The organism is Stenotrophomonas sp. YJH_SMC_127 (genome assembly GCF_059372445.1).
The window spans coordinates 648914-666335 of record NZ_JCAFVO010000001.1; the positions used below are offsets into that span (position 1 = coordinate 648914).

Below are 17422 nucleotides of genomic sequence, written 5' to 3' on the forward strand. Positions count from 1 at the left end.
CGGGTCAAGCCTTTCCAGGCGATTCCGCTTCTTCTTCCTCGTCCTCTTCCTCGTACTCCTCTTCGTCCTCGTCCTCGTCCTCTTCTTCCTCGCCTTCCTCGTCCTCGTCGTACTCTTCTTCCTCTTCGTCGTCCTCGTAGTCCTCGACGCCGAAGTCTTCACCGTCCCAACGGCCTTCGCCGTCGGCGACGAAGGTCAGGGCCATCGCGGCCGGATTGGTACCGACGCGGACCAGCCACCCCCCGAACACGCGTGCACGCTCGGTGACCAGGGTGGCCTCGGAGCCTTCATTGCCCAGCTTTTCCCACTCCAGCGAAAACGCAAACTCGGTCATTGCCTGGATCTCCTGATCAGTTGGTCTTGGGGCGAACCTGGATGTGCACTTCGGCCAGCTGCGCGTCGACGATCGGCGACGGCGCGTCGGTCATCAGATCCTGTGCACCGGTGGTCTTCGGGAACGGGATGACGTCGCGGATCGACTCGGTTCCGGCCATCAGCGCGGCGATGCGGTCGATGCCGAAGGCGATGCCACCGTGCGGCGGCGCGCCGTAGTTCAGCGCGTCGAGCAGGAAGCCGAACTTGGCGCGGGCCTCTTCGGCACCGATGCCCAGCAGCTCGAACACCGCGCTCTGCATGTCCGGACGGTGGATACGGATCGAACCGCCGCCAATTTCATTGCCGTTGAGCACCATGTCGTAACCGCGCGAGACGGCGGTACGGGCATTGGCGCGCAGGTCGGCGATGTCGTCCACGGCTGGTGCGGTGAAGGGGTGATGCAGGGCGACGTAGCGCTGTTCTTCCTCGTCCCACTCGAACATCGGGAAGTCGGTGACCCACAGCGGTGCCCAGCCGTCGGCGACCAGGCCAAAGTCCTTGCCGGCCTTCAGGCGCAGCGCGCCCATGAAGTCGGAGACCTTGTTGTAGCCACCGGCACCGAAGAACACGATATCGCCGTTGCCGGCACCGACATGGGCCACCAGCGCGGCGAAGCGCTCTTCGCTGAAGAACTTCTGGATCGGCGAGCTGACTTCGCCGTTGTCGGCGATCTTGATGTAGGCCAGGCCCTTGGCGCCGTACTTGGCGGCATGCGCGGCGTACTCGTCGATCTGCTTGCGGCTCAGCGACGCGCCGCCCGGGATGCGCAGCGCGGCGACGCGGCCTTCGGCATCGTTGGCCGGGCCGGTGAACACGGGGAACTCGCTGTCCTTGACCAGTTCAGCCACGTCGACCAGTTCCAGCGCGATGCGCAGATCCGGCTTGTCCGAACCATAGCGACGCATCGCCTCGGCCCAGGTCATGCGCGGGAAGCTGGCATCCAGCTCGACATCGACCACTTCCTTGAAGATGGCGCGGATCATGTCCTCGACGAAGTCCTGCACATCGCGTTCGCGGACGAAGGCGAACTCCATGTCCAGCTGGGTGAATTCCAGCTGGCGGTCGGCACGCAGGGCCTCGTCGCGGAAGCAGCGCGCGATCTGGTAGTAGCGGTCGAACCCGGCCACCATCAGGATCTGCTTGAACAGCTGCGGGCTCTGCGGCAGGGCGTAGAACTCGCCCGGATGCATGCGCGCCGGCACCAGGAAGTCGCGCGCGCCTTCCGGAGTGGCCTTGGTCAGGATCGGGGTCTCGATGTCCTGGAAGCCCTTTTCGTCCAGGTGGCGGCGCAGCGCCTGCACCAGCTTGATGCGGGTGCGCTGCATGCGCTGCATTTCGGGGCGGCGCAGGTCCAGGTAGCGGTACTTCAGGCGGGTTTCCTCGCCCGGGTTCTCGTGGGCGTGGAACGGCAGCGGGGCGGCCTTGTTCAGCACGGTGATGGCGGTGGCGATCACTTCCACCTTGCCGGTGCGCATCTTGTCGTTCACCGCGTGCCGGGCGCGCACGACGCCCTCCACCTGCAGCACGTCCTCATAGCCCAGCGACGCGGCCACGGCGAACACGTCGGCGTTGTCGACCTCCACGGTCACCTGCACGATGCCTTCATGATCGCGGAGATCGATGAAGCAGACGCCGCCCTGGTTACGGGCCACGTCGGTCCAGCCGGCGAGGGTGACAGTCTGGCCAATCAGGGTCTCGTCGACCAGGCCGCAGAAGTGGGTACGCATGGGGGGAAGCTCCGCTGGAGAACGCCGGCACCGGATGGGGGCCGGAAAGCCTCGTATTCTGCGGCCGAGGCCCCGGCCGGGGCAAATCCGGGCAGTCACGCCGGCTTGATCGCCCCGGTCCCTATAGTCGGGCACCTGCCACCGTATGGGATGCCGCCATGAAATCGTTGTCCCTGGCCAGCCTGGCCGTGACCCTGAGCACTCTGGCCGTGCTCGCCCTGCCCTCTGCTCCGGCCGCTGCGCAGGACGGGGTGATCCGCTGCGAAAGCCAGAACAACCGTGAACGTGTCTGCAGCACCGGCTGGCGCAATGCGCAGCTGGTCCGCCAGCTGTCCGGCAGCGCCTGCGACGAGGGCCGCACCTGGGGCAGCCGCAATGGCAGCATCTGGGTCAGCAATGGCTGCCGCGCCGAGTTCGTTGAAGCCCGCGGCGGCTGGGGCGGTGGCAATGGCGGTGGCTGGGGCGGCAACAACGGCCGTCCCGGCGAAACCATCCGCTGCGAGAGCCAGAGCAACCGTGAGCGCAGCTGCCCGGTCGGCTGGCGCAACGCCCGCCTGGTCCGCCAGCTGTCCGGCAGCCCCTGCGACGAAGGACGCACCTGGGGCGTGCGCAACGGCGCGGTCTGGGTCAGCAACGGCTGCCGCGCCGAGTTCGCCGAGGCCCGCGGCTGGGGCGGCGGCGGTGGCTGGGGCGGCGGCAACAGCAACTATTCGATCACCTGCAGCAGCAACAACAACCGCACGCAGAACTGCGACTGGGATGAGCGCCAGGGCCGGCCGGTGCTGCAGCAGCAGCTGTCCGGCAGTGCCTGCCAGGAAGGCCGCAGCTGGGGCTATGCACGCGGCCAGGTGTGGGTGAGCAACGGCTGCCGCGCACGCTTCAGCGCGCGCTGAGCCCCGGGGTCGGATCCCTGGCCGACGGCCAGGGCTCTGACCCGTGGGTTCATGCAGTGACCGGGTCGGACCTTCCGCAGGAGGGATCCGACCCGAAGATCAGGGTGCTGGCGCCTTCTCGTCGCCCCACGGTGCGGGCGGCAGCTCGACCGGCTTGCTCAGGTCGAACTTCACGCGGAAACGGCGGCCTTCCGGGCGCGTCAGTTCGTAGACGAAAGTCTGGTCGGGGTCGATCTCCATCGCCCAGGTGTTGTGCGTGGAGGCCAGCATGTCGGCACGACGGAACATCGCCACCGAATCGGAGTCGGCTGGGAACCGCTGGCGCTCGGCGGTGCCCGGTGGCGTGCTGTCGCCGCCATAGAGGGTGATCGCGTCGGGGCTACCGTCTTCGTGGCGATGATCGTGTTTCAGGCGCAGGCCGTTTCCGGTGCGGGTCAGCACCCAGGTGCGCGAATGGTCATCCCCCACATGGAAGGGAATCCGAAGTTCATGGGCGGGGTCGGCACAGCCGCGCACATGCATGACCAGGCGCTGGCCGGCGAACGGGTCCTTGCCGATCGGTGCCGGCGTGTCCTCCACCACCCGGCCCTCATAGGCCTGGCCGCAATGCGCGGCGATGGCAGCCATGAAGGCATCGGCCGGTGCGGTCGCCAGATCATGCGCGACCGTATCGGAACGCTGCGAGCAGGCAGCGAGGCTGAGCAGGAGGGCGGAAGCGGTGACAACGGCAGGCAGTTTCATGCCCCAACCCTAACGGCCATGGCCGACGGGCGCAAACCGCGCGCGGCAACCGGTCAGCGTTCGGCGATGTGAGGTTCCGGCCGCGTCTCGGTGGCCGCTACCGGCGCGGACTCGCCCTCGCCCGCCGGCTCCTGCTCCACCGGATCGACGTCGAAGGGTGTGCGGAACACCAGCGACGGCAACAGTGTGGTCAGTGCGGCGTACAGCAGCAGCGCGCCGAACAGCACCGCCGGAATCTGGAAACGCTCGCGCATGATCGCCGCCAGCACCAGGGTGAAGATCAGGGTCGGGGCCAGCGCCAGCGAGACGCGCAGGCTGCTGCGGAAGCTCTCGCCGAACATCACCCGGCGCTGCAGCCAGACCACGCCGATGCGCAGCGGCAGCACCACCAGGGTGATCACGATGCCCAGCCCCAGCGCCTCGAAACTGAGGGCTTCGCTGGGCACCTTGGTGCCGGCATTGAAGAAATAGAATGGCACGAAGAACGAGGCGAACAGGCGCAGCGCGTGCAGGTTCTCGTGCGAGGCCAGCAGCGGCATGCGCTGGTGCAGCAGGCGCGCGACCAGGCCGGCGATGAACGCGCCCACCAGGTAATACACGCCCAGCAGATAGGTGATGTACGCCGCCACCATGCCGACCATCACCAGCAGCGAGAACTCCGAGCCCGGCGCGTGCGGCGCCACCCAGCGGCCCAGCGCGATGAACAGCAGCGGCAGGCCGATCATCATCGCCAGCAGGGCCAGGCTGGACAGCGCCATGTGGCCCGGGTCGCCGGCCTGCAGCACGATGAACAACGCCGCCAGCGCCAGCAGTTCGCCGGCGATGGCCTTGCTGGTGACCCAGAACCGCTCGTCCTCGCTCAGGCCCAGCCGCGACAGCGAATCCATGATGAAGCCGGTGGAGGGCGTCAGCAGCGCCAGCGCCAGCAGCCCAGCGGCCTGCCATGGCAGCCCCGCATAGCGCCAGGCCAGCCAGCCCACGCCGAACAGCGTGCCGGTACGGATCAACAGGTGCGCCAGCAGCGGCCACATGCCACGCCGCAGCGCCTGCAGATCCACTTCCAGGCCCGCGAACAGGAACAGCGAGGAAATGCCCAGCGTGGCCAGCAGGCCGATCACCGCGTCGTGTGCCTGGTCGCCCAGCCAGAGCATGCCGATGATGCCGAACAGCAGGCAGGTCAACGGCGCCGGCAGGCTGAAGCGCTGCAGTGCGCGCGGGATCACCAGCAGCGCGAAGATCAGCAGCAGGTAGATCAACTCATGGCTCATCGGGGTCTTCCGTGGGGTTCGAACGCGCGCAGGATGCGCGTGCCCGACCGATCCGGCAAGCCATTTCCCGATGACCCCGGTTACCTCATCCGATCATCGCATCGGCCAGCGCCCCCACCCGTGCAAGCACTGCTGCGCGCTGGTCGTCATTGACCGATGCGCCCTGCAGATAGGCGGTGACCACCCACGCGGTGCCGCCCGCATGCGGCCACAGCACGGCGATGTCGTTGCGCGTGTCATCACCGTTGCTGCCGGTCTTGTCCCCCACCCGCCAGCGCTTGCCCAGCCCGGCGCGCAGGCAGGCATCGCCGGTCTGGTTGTCGATGAGCCAATCGGCGAACTGCCGGCGCGATGCAGGCTGCAGGCCATTGCCCACCGCGAAGCGGGCCAGGCTGGTGGCCATCGCGGCCGGGCTGGTGGTATCGCGCGGGTCTCCCTTCGCGAACAGATTCACGTCCGGCTCGTTGCGGTCATTGCGGGTAATGCTGTCGCCCTGCCCGCGCAGGAATGCCGTCAGCGCCGACGGCCCGCCCACCACCTCCAGCAGCAGGTTGGCCGCCGTGTTGTCGCTGGTGGTCAGCGTGCCCCGGCACAGGTCGCGCACGGTCAGATCCTTGCCCACGTGGCGGCGCGCCACCGGAGCGTAGGACAGCAGATCCTTCCCGGCGATGGGCACACGGGTGTCGAGCGAAACGCGGCCTGCATCGGCAACGCTCAGCACATGGGCGACCAGCATCGACTTGAACGTGCTGCACATCGGGAAGCGCTCATCCTGCCGATGCCCGCCGATGCGACGGCCGTTGCCGGTGTTCAGCACGGTGACGCCCAGGCGGCCACCGCTGGCTTTCTCCAGCGCGGCGAAATCGGCGGCGCCGGCAATGGCGGCGTTCGCGGCGGGTATGCCAGACGAGGCGGAAACCGGTTGCGCCAGCGCCGGGGCAAGCAGCGAGGACGCAACGGCAGCACCACTGAACTGCAGGAATCGGCGACGGGCGAGCATAGGGGTTCTCCTGGTGACCGCTCGATTATTGGCGCCTCCCCTGCGACCGACCAGCGCGAAAAATCAGGGCAAGCCATAAGTTGAACTCATGCCTGACGCGATCAAATGTTTGAGATTTACGAAATTCCTCATTGAACGGGTAGGATCAGCCATCACCCTGGCTCACGGCTCTCCGATGCTGCACCCCACCCTGCCACTGAACGCGCTGCGTGCGTTCGAGGCGGCCGCCCGCCACCAGAACTTCACCCGAGCCGCGCTGGAGCTGTGCGTCAGCCAGGCCGCACTGAGCCACCAGATCCGTGGGCTGGAGGACCGGCTTGGCATCCGCCTGTTCCATCGCCTGCCACGCGGCGTAGCGCTCACCGATGAAGGGGCAGCGCTGTACCCGGTGCTCAACGAAGCGTTCGAGCGCATTTCCGCCAGCATCGCGCGCTATACCGGTGGCCCGGCACGCGAGGTGCTGACGCTGGGCGTGGTCGGCACCTTCGCCACTGGCTGGCTGCTGCCACGGCTGGGCGCGTTCGAAGCCGCGCACCCGGACATCGAGCTGCGCCTGCAGACCCACAACAACCGTATCGACCTGGCCGGCGAAGGGCTGGATCTGGCGATCCGCTTCGGCGATGGCGACTGGCAGGGCCAGGCCTGCACGGCAATCCTCGATGCGCCCTTCGCACCGCTGTGCGCCCCCGCATTGGCGCGGCGGCTGAAGCAACCGCGCGACCTCGCCACACTGCCGTTGTTGCGTTCCTACCGCAGCGACGAATGGCCGCGCTGGTTGCAGGCGGCCGGGGTGAGCGGCGTGGAAGCCCGCGGGCCGGTGTTCGATTCCTCACTGACGGTGGCGATGGCCGCCGCCGGGGGCGCCGGCGTGGCCTTGCTGCCCTTGTGCATGTTCGAGCAGGAACTGGCCGAAGGCCGCCTGCTGCAGCCCTTCGGCACCACCTTGGAGCTGGGCCGCTACTGGTTGACGCGGCTGCGCTCGCGCGCCGAGCGCGAACCGGCCAAGCGGTTCCGCGAATGGCTGCAGGCGCAGGGCACGTAACAAAAAAGGGGACGGAGGGGATTAAGTCGTTTGTGGCACAAACGACTTAATCCCCTCCGTCCCCTTTTTTGCGTGATCAGGACTCCAGCAGCTCCATCCACGCCGCTTCGGCTTTCTCCAGCTGCGCGGCGGTGGTTTCGCGGTCACGTCCGATCACCGCCATGCGGGTCGCATCGGCGTAGTTGGCCGGATCGGCCAGCTGGCGGTCGAGCTCGGCCAGCGCGCCCTCCAGTTCGGCCACCTTGGCCTCGGCGGCGGCCAGCTTGTGCGGGTTCACCGGCTTCTTCTGCACCACCTGCGCCACCGGCGCGGTCTTGACCACCACCGGTTCTTCCACCTGCTCCATGCGTGCCTTGGTGCCCTGCGCCTGCGGGCGGGTGCGCAGCCACGCGGCGTAGGCATCCAGGTCGCCATCGAACGGCTCGACCACGCCATCGGCCACGCGCCAGTAGGTATCGCAGACCAGGCCGATCAGGTGGCGGTCATGCGAGACCATCACGATCGCGCCTTCGAAGGTGGCCAGCGCTTCGGCCAGCGCTTCACGCATTTCCAGGTCAAGGTGGTTGGTCGGTTCGTCCAGCAGCAGCACGTTCGGCTGCTGCCAGGCGATCAGCGCCAGCGCCAGGCGGGCGCGTTCGCCACCGGAGAACCCATCGACCGGCTCGAATGCACGGTCGCCCGGGAAGTTCCACTTGCCGAGGAAATCGCGGAACGACTGGTTCGGTGCGTCCGGGGCGATCTCGCGGAAGTGCTCCATCGGCGATTGGCCTTCGTGCAGCGATTCCACGGTGTGCTGGGCGAAGTAGCCGATCTTCAGGTCCGGGTGCGCCATGCGCTCGCCGACGATCGGTGCAAGTTCGCCCACCAGGGTCTTCACCAGGGTGGTCTTGCCCGCACCGTTCGGGCCGAGCAGGCCGATGCGCTGTCCCGCTTCCAGGCCGAAGCCGACGTTGTGCAGGATCACCGCGTCCTTGCCGTAACCGGCCTCGACGTGGTTCAGGCGGATCAGCGAGAACGGCAGCTTCGCCGGCGGCGCGAACTCGATGCGGAACTCACGCTCGGCGCGCACCGCTTCGGTGCCGGCCAGCTTGGCCAGGCGCTTCATGCGGCTCTGCGCCTGCGCGGCCTTGCTGGCCTGCGCCTTGAAGCGGTCGATGAAGCTCTGCAGGTGGGCGCGCTCGGCCTGTTCCTTTTCATGCGCGATCTGCTGCTGGCGCAGCTGTTCGGCGCGCTGGCGCTCGAAATCGGTGTAGCCGCCCGGGTAGAGCTTGGCGCCGCCGCCATGCAGGTGCAGGGTGTGGGTGGCCACGTTGTCGAGGAACTCGCGGTCATGCGAGATCAGCAGCAGGGTGCCCGGGTACTTCAGCAGCCACTGTTCCAGCCAGTACACCGCGTCCAGATCCAGGTGGTTGGTCGGTTCGTCCAGCAGCAGCAGGTCGCTGGGCATCATCAGCGCGCGGGCCAGATTCAGGCGCACGCGCCAGCCGCCGGAGAACGAGGACACCGCACGGTGGTGCGTCTCGGCAGGGAAGCCGAGGCCGTGCAGCAGCTTGCCGGCACGCGCTTCGGCGTCGTAGGCCCCCATCTCGGCCATCTTGGTGTGCGCGTTGGCCACCGCCTCCCAGTCTTCGCGCGCGGTCGCCTCGGCCTCTTCGGCCAGCACCGCGGCCACCTCGGTATCGCCGCCCAGCACGAAGCTCAGCGCCGGATCCGGCAGCGACGGGGTTTCCTGGGCCACGCTGGCGATGCGCACCTTGCCGGGCAGGTCGACGTCACCCTTGTCGGCCTCCAGCTCGCCCTTCACCGCCGCGAACAGGCTGGACTTGCCAGCACCGTTGCGGCCGACCACACCTACCCGGTAACCGGCGTGCAGGGTCAGGTCGACATTGGACAACAGCAGCCGCTCGCCGCGGCGCAAGGCGAAATTACGAAGCGAAATCATGGGGGAAGGCGTCCATATAACCGAATGGAATGTGCTGGTGAGCACTGTTCCTGCGACGCAATTCTAGCGTTAACGAATACTTGACGCGCCCCGGGATGCGCGGCGGCCGGCGTTCCTCTCTCCCACGTCCTCGCCGCGCGCCTCCCGGGTCCCCTCCCCGCGACTGCCGATCCGGGCTAAATGGTTGCTTCTGCAACGTTTTTCCCGATGACCGGCATTTGACAGCCACTGAATATCCCGTTAATTCCTGCTTTGCGCACCGCAACAACCGCCGTCCGCCTCACCCCCGTGATGTCGATTCCGGTGCCGCCCCCCGCCAACCGGAGCCCCATCCCGATGACCCGCAAGACCAGCCTGATCGCCGCCGCCGTCGCTGTCGCACTCGGTGGCTCTCCGTTCGTCGCCGCTGCCCAGCAGACCGGCACCGCTGCCAACACCCTGGATACGGTGATCGTCACCGGCACCCGCGTGGCCGACCGCACGGTCGCCGAATCGCAGTCGCCGATCGACATCATCACGCCCGAAGCCCTGCAATCCACCGGCACCAGTGAACTGGCCACCGCGCTGTCGCGCGCACTGCCCTCGCTGAATTTCCCGCGCCCGGCGCTGACCGACGGCACCAGCGGCGTGCGCCCGGCGCAGCTGCGCGGCCTGTCGCCGGACCAGGTGCTCGTGCTGGTCAATGGCAAGCGCCGCCACACCTCGGCGATGATCAACGTCAACGGCAGCATCGGCCGTGGTTCGTCGGCGGTGGACATCAACGCGATCCCGATCGCCGCCATCGAGCGCGTGGAAGTGCTGCGCGACGGCGCGTCGGCGCAGTACGGCTCGGATGCCATCGCCGGCGTCATCAACATCGTGCTCAAGGGCAGCGGCAGTGGCGGCAGCCTGGCGGTGGACTACGGCCAGTACTCGGCTGGTGACGGCAACAAGTACCAGCTGTCCGGCGATACCGGCGTCGAGTTCGGCAACGGCCGTGGCCGCGTGCATGTGGCCGGCCAGATCAGCCAGCAGGACGAGAGCAACCGCGCCGGCCCGTACCGCGGTACCACCCCGAATACCGGCAACTTCCCCAGCATCGGCCAGAAGACCTTCATCGTCGGCGACCCGCGCGTGGATGCCACCGCTGCGTCGGCCAACGCCAGCTTCGATTTCAGCGACCACGCGACCGGCTACGCCAGCGCGCTGCTCAGCAACCGCGACATCACCTCGTTCGCGTTCTACCGCTCGCGCAACCACAACGGGCAGAGCGCGCTGCTGGCGCAGACCTATCCGGACGGCTTCGTGCCGGAGATCAACCAGTACTCCAAGGACCGCTCGCTGGTGGCCGGGGTCAAGGGCAACACCGACAACGGCTGGACCTGGGACCTGAGCCTGAATCACGGCGAGAACACCCTGGACTTCCACACCCGCAACAGCATCAACTACAGCCTGGGTGCGACCAGCCCGCGCTCGTTCTACGACGGCACGCTGAAGTACCAGCAGGACATCTTCAATGCCGACCTGACCAAGTCGCTGGACTGGGGCCTGGCCTACCCGGTCACGCTGTCCTTCGGCGGTGAGTACCGCAAGGAGAAGTGGGACCAGAACCCGGGCGAACTGAACTCGTACACCGGCAGTGGCGCGCAGGGCTTCGGCGGCTTCACCCCGACCAATGAAGTGCATGCCGACCGCCACAACTACGCGGTCTACGCCGGCCTGGAAGCGGACCTGACCGAGAAGTTCTCGGCCGGCATCACCGGCCGCTACGAAGACTATTCGGACTTCGGCGACCGCTTCTCGGGCAAGCTGTCGGCGCGCTACGCGTTCACCGACAAGGTGGCGCTGCGGGCCACCGCCTCCAGTGGTTTCCGCGCGCCCTCGCTGGCGCAGCAGGGCTACCAGGCGGTGACCAGCCAGTTCCTCAATGGCGTATTCGTCGAGCGCGGCACCTTCCCGACCACCAGCCAGGCCGCGCAGGCGCTGGGCGCCTCGCCGCTGAAGGCCGAGACCTCCACCTCCTACAGCCTGGGCCTGGTGCTGCAGCCGGTCGACCGCCTGTACATCACCGTCGATGCCTACCAGATCGACATCGATGACCGCATCGCGCTGTCGTCGAGCATCACCACCAATGCCGCGACCAGCGCGCTGCTGGGCACCCTGGGCCTGCCGCAGGTGACCGCGTTCTCCTACTTCACCAACGGCCTGGATACGCGCACCCGCGGTGTCGACTTCGTCTCCAGCTACACGGTACCGTTCAGCGCCAGCAGCCTGGAGCTGACCGCGGCATACAGCTACAACGACACCGAAGTGCGCCGCGTTGGCGGCACCCCGCCGGTGTTCGGCACGCTGGGCCTGACCCAGTCGCTGATCGGTCGCGATGAAATTGGCCGCATCGAGGACAGCTACCCGCGCGACAAGGCGATCCTGAGCGGCACCTGGCGCTCGGACCACTGGGAACTGGGCCTGGCCGCCACCCGCTACGGCAAATTCACCGTGCGCAACTCGGCCACCGCGCTGCGTGACCAGACCTACGGCGACGCCTGGGTGGTGGATGCCTCGGCCAGCTACAAGCCGAGCAGCAACTGGACCCTGACCGTGGGCGCCGACAACCTGCTGGACAAGTACCCGGACCGCACCGAAGACCTGCAGAACTCGACCTTCGGCATGCTGCCGTACAGCAACTATTCGCCGTTCGGCTTCAACGGCGCGTATGTGTACGGGCGGATCAAGTACACCTGGTAAGGGGTAGTGCCGGCCGCTGGCCGGCATACCCGGGCCGCGTCTGGAGGAGCGCCCCTTCTTGTTGAAGGGGCGCGCCGATGGCGGGGGTAGAGGAGAAATGCGTGGACAAACCCGCCGGCCACGGCACGTGGACGGCGGGTTTGCCGTATCTGGCCGCTTCGGTGAAAATCGGGGTATCCCCCTGCTTTCTGCGAGTGCCGATGCACCATGACACCGACCTGATCAACATCGTTGCCGTTGGCCTGGGGCTCGCCTTCATCTTCGGCGCGCTGGCCAACAAGCTCCGCTTGTCTCCCTTGGTCGGTTACCTGGTTGCTGGCATCTGCGTAGGTCCGTTCACCCCCGGCTTCGTCGCCGACCAGGCGCTGGCCAACCAGCTGGCCGAACTGGGCGTGATGCTGCTGATGTTCGGTGTCGGCCTGCACTTCTCGCTGAAGGACCTGATGGCGGTCAAGGCGATCGCCATTCCCGGTGCCATTGGGCAGATCGCGGTGGCCACCCTGCTCGGCTGGGGCGTGGCCTCGCTGATGGGCTGGCCGGCCATCCATGGCGTCATCTTCGGTTTCTCGCTGGCCACCGCCAGTACCGTGGTGCTGCTGCGGGCGATGGAGGAACGCCGCCTGCTGGAAACGATGCGCGGCAAGATCGCGGTCGGCTGGCTGATCGTGGAAGACCTGGCCTGTGTGCTGGCGCTGGTGATGATGCCGGTGATGGCCGGTGTGTTCGGTCCTGACGCGGCCAAGGAATCGCACTCGCTCGGCAGCGTGCTGGCCGACATCGGCTGGACCTTCGTGCAGCTGGGCCTGTTCGTGGCGGTGATGCTGGTGGTCGGTCGGCGGGTCATCCCGTGGATCCTCGAGCGCATCGCCGGTACCGGTTCGCGTGAGCTGTTCACACTGTCCGTGCTGGCGATCGCGCTGGGCGTGGCGTTCGGCTCGGCGATGCTGTTCGGCGTCTCGTTCGCGCTGGGCGCGTTCTTCGCCGGCATGCTGCTCAACGAATCGGAGCTGAGCCACAAGGCCGCGCATGATTCGTTGCCGCTGCGCGATGCGTTCGCGGTGCTGTTCTTTGTGTCGGTCGGCATGCTGTTCGACCCCAACATCCTCGTCCAGCATCCGTGGCAGGTGCTGGCCACCGTCGCCATCATCATGTTCGGCAAGTCGGCGGCGGCGTTCTTCATCGTGCGTGCGTTCGGCCACCCGACCAGCACCGCGCTGACCATCTCGGCCAGCCTGGCGCAGATCGGCGAGTTCGCCTTCATCATCGCCGGCCTCGGCGTGGCGCTGCAGATCCTGCCGAAGGAAGGCCAGTCGCTGGTGCTGGCCGGGGCACTGGTGTCGATCATGCTCAACCCGCTGGTGTTCGGCCTGCTCGACCGTTGGCAGGCCAAGCAGGAGCAGTCTCCGCAGGTACCCGAGCCGCCCGAAGCGATCGGCCCGTCGCGCGACCTGCATGACCACGCCATCGTGATCGGCTATGGCCGGGTGGGCAGCGAACTGGCGCAGGTGCTGCGCGACCGTGGCGTGCCGGTGCTGGTGATCGATGACAACAAGGAACACGTCGAGCAGGCACATGCCAAGGGCCTGGCGGCGATCCGCGGCAGTGCCGCCGCCGACCGGGTGCTGGCCGAGGCCCATCCGGAGCGCGCCAAGATCGCGGTGCTGGCGATTCCGCAGCCGCTGGAAGCCGGTGAGGCGCTGGCCAAGCTGCGGGCGATCAATCCGGACCTGACCCTGCTGGCGCGCGCACACAGCGATGCCGAGGTGAAGCATCTGCTGGAGCACGGCGCCGATGGCACGGTGATGGCCGAGCGCGAGCTGGCGTATTCGCTGGCGGAGATGATCATGTCCACGCCGCCGTACCGGAACCTGGGGCAGCACAGCATTCCGGTGGTGTGAGGGGTGTGCGTGCGGCAGGGCTTGCAGCCCTGCACCTGCCGAAACAACGGCAACGGCAAAAGCGGGCATAGCGTGGGATGGCGGGGTCAGATCCGTTTTCCGCAGGAAAACGGATCTGACCCCGGAAACAAAAAAATCCCCGGTCGACCCGCATCGACCGGGGATCTGGATCGCCACGTTGCCACGCCTTGGAGAGGCAGTTCCACCGTAACCCATCGCGGTGCCGGCGGTGATCGCCTGTGGCGATGACGACCAAGCGCGCAGCTATCAGGCGCCGGCCAGGGCCTGTTCCAGGTCCGCGCGCAGGTCGCCGATGTGTTCGATGCCGATCGACAGCCGCACGGTGTCCTCGCTGACACCGGCCTTGGCCAGCTCCGCTGCATCCAGCTGGCGATGCGTGGTCGAAGCCGGATGGGTGGCCAGTGACTTCGCATCCCCCAGGTTGACCAGGCGGGTGAACAGCTTCAGCGCATCGAGGAAGCGGGCGCCGGCCTCGCGCCCACCGGGCAGACCGAAGGTCAGTACGCCCGAGCCGTGTCCACCCAGATAGCGCTGCGCGGCGGCATGCTCGGGGTCGTCGGCCAGTCCGGCGTAGCGCACCCAGGCGACCTTGGCATGCGCCTTCAGGAACTGCGCAACGGCCAGCGCATTGGCATTGATGCGTTCCATGCGCAGGGCCAGGGTCTCGATGCCCTGCAGGATCAGGAACGCGTTGAACGGCGACAACGCAGCGCCCGTATTGCGCAGCGGCACCACCCGCGCCCGGCCGATGTAGGCGGCTGGCCCCAGTGCTTCGGTATAGACAACGCCGTGGTAGCTGGGGTCGGGCTGGTTGAGCCGCGCGAAGCGTTGGGGCTGTGCGGTCCAGTCGAAGCGGCCGGAATCGATGATCGCGCCGCCCAGGCTGTTGCCGTGTCCCCCGAGGTATTTGGTCAGCGAATGCACCACGATGTCGGCGCCGTGCTCGAACGGGCGCAGCAGGAACGGCGTGGCCACGGTGTTGTCGACGATCAGCGGCACGCCCGCGGCATGCGCGACCTCGGCGATCGCAGCAATGTCGGTGACATTGCCGCGCGGGTTGCCGATCGATTCGACGAACACCGCCTTGGTGCGGTCGTCGATCAGCGCGGCGAACGCCGCCGGGTCGGCCGGATCGGCAAAGCGCGCCTGGATGCCGTACTGCGGCAGCGTGTGCGCCAGCAGGTTGAGGCTGCCACCGTAGAGCGCACTGGAGGCGACGATGTTGTCGCCGGCCTCGGCGATGGTCTGGATGGCATAGGTGATCGCGGCCTGCCCCGAGGCCAGCGCCAGCGCGCCGATGCCGCCTTCCAGCGCGGCCAGGCGCTGCTCCAGCACGTCGGTGGTGGGGTTCATGATGCGCGTGTAGATGTTGCCCGGAACCTTCAGGTCGAACAGGTCGGCGCCGTGCTGGGTGTCATCGAAGGCATACGCCACGGTCTGGTAGATCGGCACCGCCACCGCGCGGGTGGTCGGGTCGGGACGGTAACCGCCGTGCACGGCCAGGGTGTCCAGTTGCCACTGCGGGTCGCTCATTGCACCAGGCTCCATCCGGGGAAACCGCCACCATAGGCCAGCCGGGGCCGCCCGCTGAAAGCCGCTGGCGATGACGTCCGTACCCGCGGTTATCAGGTTGGCCGCGATTCAGGCAGTCGTCATGGGGCATTGCTAGGCTGCGCCGCCGGGCGCTCCTGCCTGGGAACGGAGGCCCCACGCATGCAGCCATCCCCCTGGACTCCCCCTGCCAGCAGTTCGCCCACGTCGGTCCTGCTGGTGGAGGACGACCGTCGCCTGGCCGAACTGGTCAGCGACTATCTCCACGAACATGGCTTCACCGTGCAGCACGTGGCACGCGGCGACCTCGCCAGCGCCGCCTGCCGCCAGCATGCGCCGGAGCTGGTGGTGCTGGACCTGATGCTGCCCGGCCTGGGGGGCATCGATGTGTGCCGGCAGATCCGCAGCTTCTCCGATGTGCCGATCCTGATGTTGACCGCCTGTGAGGACGACATCGAGCAGGTGCTGGGCCTGGAATCGGGTGCCGATGACTATGTGCACAAGCCGATCGAGCCACGCCTGCTGCTGGCCCGCCTGCGCGCCCTGCTGCGCCGCCGCCACGGCAGCAGCAATACCGGCACGCCCAGCCGGCTGATGCATGGTGAGCTGCTGATCGATCGCATGCAGCGCGAGGTGCACCTGCACGGCCAGCCGGTCGAGCTGGGCACCACGGAATTCGAGATCCTGTGGCTGCTGGCCAGCCAGCCGGGGCAGATCCTGTCGCGCGACCAGATCCTGCAGGCGGTGCGCGGCATCGGCTTCGACGGTCTGGACCGCAGCGTCGACGTCTGCATCGGCAAGCTGCGCCGCAAGCTCGGCGACGATGCGCGCGAACCGCGGCGGATCAAGACCGTGTGGGGGCGCGGCTACCAGTTCAATCCTGCGGCCTGGTCGGAATGAAGCGGCTGTTCCTGTGGCTGTGGTTCATCACCGGCGCCTGCTTCCTGGTGTCGGTGTTCTTTCTCAACCACATCCTGGATGGCATCTACACGCCCGTGCAGGATCGCGTGTTCGTGCAGCAGGTGCGCGGGCAGGTGTACGCCCTGCGCAGTGGCCTGGCCGGCCTGGACGCCGTCCAGCAGCGTGAGCGCCTGCAACAGTGGCAGCCACACTACGGCATCACCCTGACCCTGCTCGACAAGCCTCCCGCGCTCGACGCGCAGGAACAGGAGGCCGTGAAGGCCGATGGCTTCGTCGTGCGCGATCAGTACCAGCAGGTGCTGCTGCCCATCGACGGCATCGGCGGCCGCTGGCTGCACCTGCGCCTGCCCGGCGCGGTGCAGATGACGACGTACATGACCATCGCCGCCTACCTCAGCATCCTGCTGCTGGTGGGCGCCAGCCTGTATGCCTGGGTGCGCCTGCTCTGGCGCGACCTGGAAGCACTGCGCCGGCACGCCGACCGCATCGGTTCCGGCGACCTGCAGGCACGTGCGCAGGTTTCGCCCCGCTCGCAGATCCGGGTCATCGTCGAACACTCCAACCGCATGGCGGCACGCGTGGCCGAACTGGTGCAGCGCCAGCGCGACCTGACCCATGCCATTTCGCACGAACTGCGCACGCCCATCGCGCGCGTGGCCTTCGGCCTGGACCTGATGCAGGACAGCGATGACCGCGAACGCCGCGCACGGCTGGCGCAGGGCCTGCACGGCGACCTGGCCGAGCTCAACCGGCTGGTCAGCGAACTGCTGGCCTACGAACGGCTGGAGCATCCCAGCGAGGGCGAACCGATGCAGCGCATCGAAGCCAACGACTGGCTGCAGGCCTGCCTGGCCGATGCCCGCCGCGATGCCGAACGTGCCGGCATTGTCCTGCGCGTGCAGCCCAGCGCGTTGCCGCGAGTGGATGCCGAGCCACGCCTGTTGCAGCTGGCGCTGAGCAACCTGGTCGGCAATGCGCTGCGCCATGCGCGTTCGCAGGTGGAGGTCTCGCTGGTCGGTATCAGCGGCCGCGCCTGCCTGCGCGTGGACGATGACGGCCCGGGCATCGCCGAAGCCGATCGGGAGAAGGTGATGCGCCCGTTCACCCGCCTGGACGACAGCCGCAGCCGCGATACCGGCGGCTTCGGCCTGGGCCTGGCCATTGTCGGCCGCATTGCAGCCCGCCACGGCGGCGAGCTGCGCATCAGTCGCGCCACGCTGGGCGGCGCGCGCCTGGAAATGCACTGGCCGCTGGCTGCCAGCTGAACGCCCAAGGGCGCGATTACAGTTGATTACAACTCCCGCACAACTGCGGACGGA

General features: G+C 67.7%; 13 protein-coding genes. 6 read left to right on the plus strand and 7 right to left on the minus strand.

Annotated features, from left to right (window positions below):
* Positions 1 to 4: 4 nt before the first annotated feature.
* The gene (locus AC5QAB_RS02945; protein ID WP_049440340.1) at positions 5 to 334 is read right to left on the minus strand and encodes a hypothetical protein; all 330 of its coding nucleotides are present in this window, start codon (positions 332 to 334) and stop codon (positions 5 to 7) included.
* A gap of 16 nt (positions 335 to 350) precedes the next feature.
* Positions 351 to 2102, minus strand: a complete 1752-nt coding sequence (gene aspS, locus AC5QAB_RS02950; RefSeq protein ID WP_046432163.1) for an aspartate--tRNA ligase — start codon at positions 2100 to 2102, stop codon at positions 351 to 353.
* Positions 2103 to 2260: 158 nt separating this feature from the next.
* On the opposite strand from aspS, the gene AC5QAB_RS02955 reads away from it, so the two are divergent.
* Positions 2261 to 2995: a DUF3011 domain-containing protein gene (locus AC5QAB_RS02955; protein WP_032958942.1), complete on the plus strand. Its 735-nt coding sequence runs from the start codon at positions 2261 to 2263 to the stop codon at positions 2993 to 2995.
* Between the two features lie 99 nt (positions 2996 to 3094).
* On the opposite strand, the gene AC5QAB_RS02960 is transcribed toward AC5QAB_RS02955, so the two are convergent.
* The 3 genes from AC5QAB_RS02960 to blaL2 form a co-directional block, all read right to left on the minus strand.
* Complete coding sequence (locus tag AC5QAB_RS02960) at positions 3095 to 3736, minus strand: hypothetical protein (RefSeq protein ID WP_032958941.1); 642 nt, start codon at positions 3734 to 3736, stop codon at positions 3095 to 3097.
* A gap of 53 nt (positions 3737 to 3789) precedes the next feature.
* On the minus strand, positions 3790 to 5004 hold the full coding sequence (locus tag AC5QAB_RS02965) for a cation:proton antiporter (RefSeq protein ID WP_164167225.1): 1215 nt from the start codon (positions 5002 to 5004) through the stop codon (positions 3790 to 3792).
* Between the two features lie 85 nt (positions 5005 to 5089).
* Complete coding sequence (blaL2, locus tag AC5QAB_RS02970) at positions 5090 to 6004, minus strand: L2 family extended-spectrum class A beta-lactamase (RefSeq protein ID WP_495233143.1); 915 nt, start codon at positions 6002 to 6004, stop codon at positions 5090 to 5092.
* 175 nt (positions 6005 to 6179) lie between these two features.
* Here blaL2 and ampR point away from each other — a divergent pair, with 175 nt between their 5' ends.
* Entirely contained in the window at positions 6180 to 7046 is an 867-nt protein-coding gene (gene ampR / locus AC5QAB_RS02975; RefSeq protein WP_032958938.1) for a LysR family transcriptional regulator AmpR, read from the plus strand.
* Between the two features lie 76 nt (positions 7047 to 7122).
* Here the strand turns inward: ampR and AC5QAB_RS02980 are convergent, their stop codons facing one another.
* Positions 7123 to 8988: an ABC-F family ATP-binding cassette domain-containing protein gene (locus AC5QAB_RS02980; protein WP_014648175.1), complete on the minus strand. Its 1866-nt coding sequence runs from the start codon at positions 8986 to 8988 to the stop codon at positions 7123 to 7125.
* A 336-nt stretch (positions 8989 to 9324) separates the two neighbouring features.
* Here AC5QAB_RS02980 and AC5QAB_RS02985 point away from each other — a divergent pair, with 336 nt between their 5' ends.
* Both AC5QAB_RS02985 and ybaL read left to right on the plus strand, forming a co-directional pair.
* Positions 9325 to 11712 carry a TonB-dependent receptor plug domain-containing protein gene (locus AC5QAB_RS02985; RefSeq protein WP_262216851.1) on the plus strand — a complete coding sequence of 796 codons (2388 nt, stop codon included), beginning with the start codon at positions 9325 to 9327 and terminating at the stop codon, positions 11710 to 11712.
* A gap of 200 nt (positions 11713 to 11912) precedes the next feature.
* Complete coding sequence (gene ybaL / locus AC5QAB_RS02990) at positions 11913 to 13610, plus strand: YbaL family putative K(+) efflux transporter (RefSeq protein ID WP_041863753.1); 1698 nt, start codon at positions 11913 to 11915, stop codon at positions 13608 to 13610.
* A 267-nt stretch (positions 13611 to 13877) separates the two neighbouring features.
* Here ybaL and AC5QAB_RS02995 read toward each other — a convergent pair whose 3' ends face one another.
* Entirely contained in the window at positions 13878 to 15164 is a 1287-nt protein-coding gene (locus tag AC5QAB_RS02995; RefSeq protein WP_495233144.1) for an O-acetylhomoserine aminocarboxypropyltransferase/cysteine synthase family protein, read from the minus strand.
* A 180-nt stretch (positions 15165 to 15344) separates the two neighbouring features.
* Here AC5QAB_RS02995 and AC5QAB_RS03000 point away from each other — a divergent pair, with 180 nt between their 5' ends.
* Together AC5QAB_RS03000 and AC5QAB_RS03005 are read left to right on the plus strand one after the other, a co-directional pair.
* Positions 15345 to 16082 (plus strand): winged helix-turn-helix domain-containing protein, encoded by a 738-nt coding sequence (locus AC5QAB_RS03000; RefSeq protein ID WP_049407034.1) that lies wholly within the window; start codon positions 15345 to 15347, stop codon positions 16080 to 16082.
* Complete coding sequence (locus tag AC5QAB_RS03005) at positions 16079 to 17368, plus strand: ATP-binding protein (RefSeq protein ID WP_495233145.1); 1290 nt, start codon at positions 16079 to 16081, stop codon at positions 17366 to 17368. The genes AC5QAB_RS03000 and AC5QAB_RS03005 overlap by 4 nt, the downstream gene beginning before the upstream one ends.
* Positions 17369 to 17422: the final 54 nt, after the last annotated feature.

Coding starts and splice junctions, on each gene's coding strand:
- AC5QAB_RS03000 (WP_049407034.1), top strand. CDS start 15,345: ATGCAGCCATCCCCCTGGACTCCCCCTGCCAGCAGTTCGCCCACGTCG.
- AC5QAB_RS02955 (WP_032958942.1), top strand. CDS start 2,261: ATGAAATCGTTGTCCCTGGCCAGCCTGGCCGTGACCCTGAGCACTCTG.
- aspS (WP_046432163.1), bottom strand. CDS start 2,102: ATGCGTACCCACTTCTGCGGCCTGGTCGACGAGACCCTGATTGGCCAG.
- AC5QAB_RS02995 (WP_495233144.1), bottom strand. CDS start 15,164: ATGAGCGACCCGCAGTGGCAACTGGACACCCTGGCCGTGCACGGCGGT.
- AC5QAB_RS02945 (WP_049440340.1), bottom strand. CDS start 334: ATGACCGAGTTTGCGTTTTCGCTGGAGTGGGAAAAGCTGGGCAATGAA.
- ampR (WP_032958938.1), top strand. CDS start 6,180: ATGCTGCACCCCACCCTGCCACTGAACGCGCTGCGTGCGTTCGAGGCG.
- AC5QAB_RS02985 (WP_262216851.1), top strand. CDS start 9,325: ATGACCCGCAAGACCAGCCTGATCGCCGCCGCCGTCGCTGTCGCACTC.
- AC5QAB_RS02980 (WP_014648175.1), bottom strand. CDS start 8,988: ATGATTTCGCTTCGTAATTTCGCCTTGCGCCGCGGCGAGCGGCTGCTG.
- blaL2 (WP_495233143.1), bottom strand. CDS start 6,004: ATGCTCGCCCGTCGCCGATTCCTGCAGTTCAGTGGTGCTGCCGTTGCG.
- AC5QAB_RS02965 (WP_164167225.1), bottom strand. CDS start 5,004: ATGAGCCATGAGTTGATCTACCTGCTGCTGATCTTCGCGCTGCTGGTG.
- AC5QAB_RS02960 (WP_032958941.1), bottom strand. CDS start 3,736: ATGAAACTGCCTGCCGTTGTCACCGCTTCCGCCCTCCTGCTCAGCCTC.
- ybaL (WP_041863753.1), top strand. CDS start 11,913: ATGCACCATGACACCGACCTGATCAACATCGTTGCCGTTGGCCTGGGG.
- AC5QAB_RS03005 (WP_495233145.1), top strand. CDS start 16,079: ATGAAGCGGCTGTTCCTGTGGCTGTGGTTCATCACCGGCGCCTGCTTC.